General features: G+C 41.6%; 2 protein-coding genes and 1 pseudogene. All 3 read left to right on the top strand.

The annotated features are described in order from the left end of the window. Positions 1–335, top strand: a pseudogene (locus V5N63_RS11685) (4-hydroxyphenylpyruvate dioxygenase); the annotation flags it as partial. A gap of 35 nt (positions 336–370) precedes the next feature. Continuing rightward, the gene (locus tag V5N63_RS11680; RefSeq protein ID WP_332034081.1) at positions 371–829 is read left to right on the top strand and encodes a hypothetical protein; all 459 of its coding nucleotides are present in this window, start codon (positions 371–373) and stop codon (positions 827–829) included. A 76-nt stretch (positions 830–905) separates the two neighbouring features. Continuing rightward, positions 906–2,092, top strand: a 1,187-nt coding sequence (gene fahA, locus V5N63_RS11675) for a fumarylacetoacetase (protein WP_332034080.1), incomplete at its 3' end; no start/stop codon positions are given.

Here is a 2,092-nt window from a genome sequence, read left to right as displayed (position 1 = left end):
CAGTAGCTACGAAAGACATCATCAGAACAGTAACCGAGCTGAAAGCTCGTGGAATTGAGTTTTTACCGGCTCCACCAAATGCTTATTATGAAATGGTTCCGGAAAGAGTAGGCCAAATTGATGAAGACCTTAAAAAACTGGAAGAACTAGGCATTCTGATCGACTGTGACGAAGAAGGCTATCTCCTTCAAATCTTTACAAAACCGGTGGAAGACCGCCCTACCCTTTTCTTCGAAATTATTGAAAGACACGGCGCACAAAGTTTCGGCGCAGGAAATTTCAAAGCGTTGTTTGAAGCACTGGAAAAAGAACAGGAAAGAAGAGGAAATCTTTAAAATAAAGACTCCCAAAATCCTTCAATTCCAATACGATGAAAAAAATAATTTTAATTGCACTCATCTTTGCATCCGCGGTCAGCATCAAAGCTCAATACGGCAGTATCAACGCGATTCTCGACCGGTTGGAAGAGAAACGCGGCGTCAATAAAAACCTTAAAGATGTAAATATTGACGATGCAAAGTTTGTTCTGATTAAAGATTTTGAAGATCACACCGAAAGAAGTTTTGTCATCATCAAAGGTAATAAGGCAACTTATGTGGAAATGTTTGATGATAAACAGACCGGCGAAACTTCTTCTAACGTCTTTTCCGGAGATGTTGTCCGTTCGCGACATAACATTATTTCCTTGCGCGCCGATAAACTCGAAGGCAAACAAATTGCGTTGGCAATTACCAAAACCTTTCTCATGACCATGCAGAAAAAAGTGCTTTATCTCATCGACGTCAATACCAAAGAGCGCTGGATTGAAGAAAGTGCTTTTAATAAATAACAAATCTCAAATAATAACGAAGGGTTCAAGGTGTAATAAAATTATTACTTTGAACCTTTCTTTTAAAAAACATATTATGACATCTTTTGTAAACTACGATCAGAACTCAGATTTTTCAATTCATAACATTCCATTTGGAGTGGCGGTTTTCGGGCAGGAATATATCGCCTGCTGCACGCGGATCGGCGATTTGGTGATCGACCTGGCCACACTGTACGACTATGGCTTTTTTGATGATATTGAAGGGTTGAATGATAACGTTTTCGAAGCCTACACGCTGAATGAATTCATCGAACTGGGGAAACCGGTAACCAATGCCGTACGTTTGAAAATCCAGGAACTGCTTGATGAAAATTCCAAACTTGCCAACGACGAAAAAACAAAAGAAGAATGTTTTTACGACCTCGATAAAGTGAAGATGATGATGCCGGTTCACATTCCGAATTATACCGATTTTTACAGCAGCATCGAGCATGCAACGAATGTTGGGAAAATGTTCCGCGATCCCGCCAACGCACTTTTGCCAAACTGGAAGCATCTTCCGGTAGGTTATCACGGGCGGGCTTCCTCCATTGTAGTTTCAGGAACCGACATCATCCGTCCGAAAGGCCAGACTAAACCTGCAGATGCTGATTCGCCTGTTTTCGGGCCATCGAAACAGCTGGATTTTGAGCTTGAAATGGCTTTTATTGTAAACAAACATACCGAAATGGGCGAAAGCCTTACCACAGCAGAAGCTGAAGACGCGATTTTCGGAATGGTAATTTTCAACGACTGGTCAGCTAGAGATATTCAGAGTTGGGAATATGTTCCGCTTGGACCGTTTTTAGGTAAAAATTTCGGAAGTTCAATTTCACCTTGGGTGGTCACTTTGGAAGCGCTGGAGCCTTTCAGAACACCGTCTCCAGTTCAGGAACCGGCAGTTTTAGATTATTTAAAATTTGAAGGAAATAAAAATTATGATATCCACCTCGAGGTTTATCTGAAACCGGAAAACGGAACAGAAAATCTTATTTCACAGAGCAATTACAAATTTATGTACTGGAATATGGCGCAACAGCTCGCACACCACACCGTAAACGGCTGTAATGTAGAAGTTGGCGATGTGTATGCCTCAGGAACGATTTCGGGGGAAAATCCAAACGCGTACGGCTCGATGCTCGAGTTAACGTGGAGAGGCCAAAATCCTTTGAAACTGAACAATGGCGAAGAAAGAAAATTCATCAATGATAACGATACGGTAATCATGCGCGGATATGGGGA

The sequence above is a fragment of the Kaistella sp. genome (assembly GCF_032060305.1).
GTDB lineage: Bacteria > Bacteroidota > Bacteroidia > Flavobacteriales > Weeksellaceae > Kaistella > Kaistella yananensis.
This window is presented reverse-complemented; position numbering and strand designations above follow the sequence as displayed.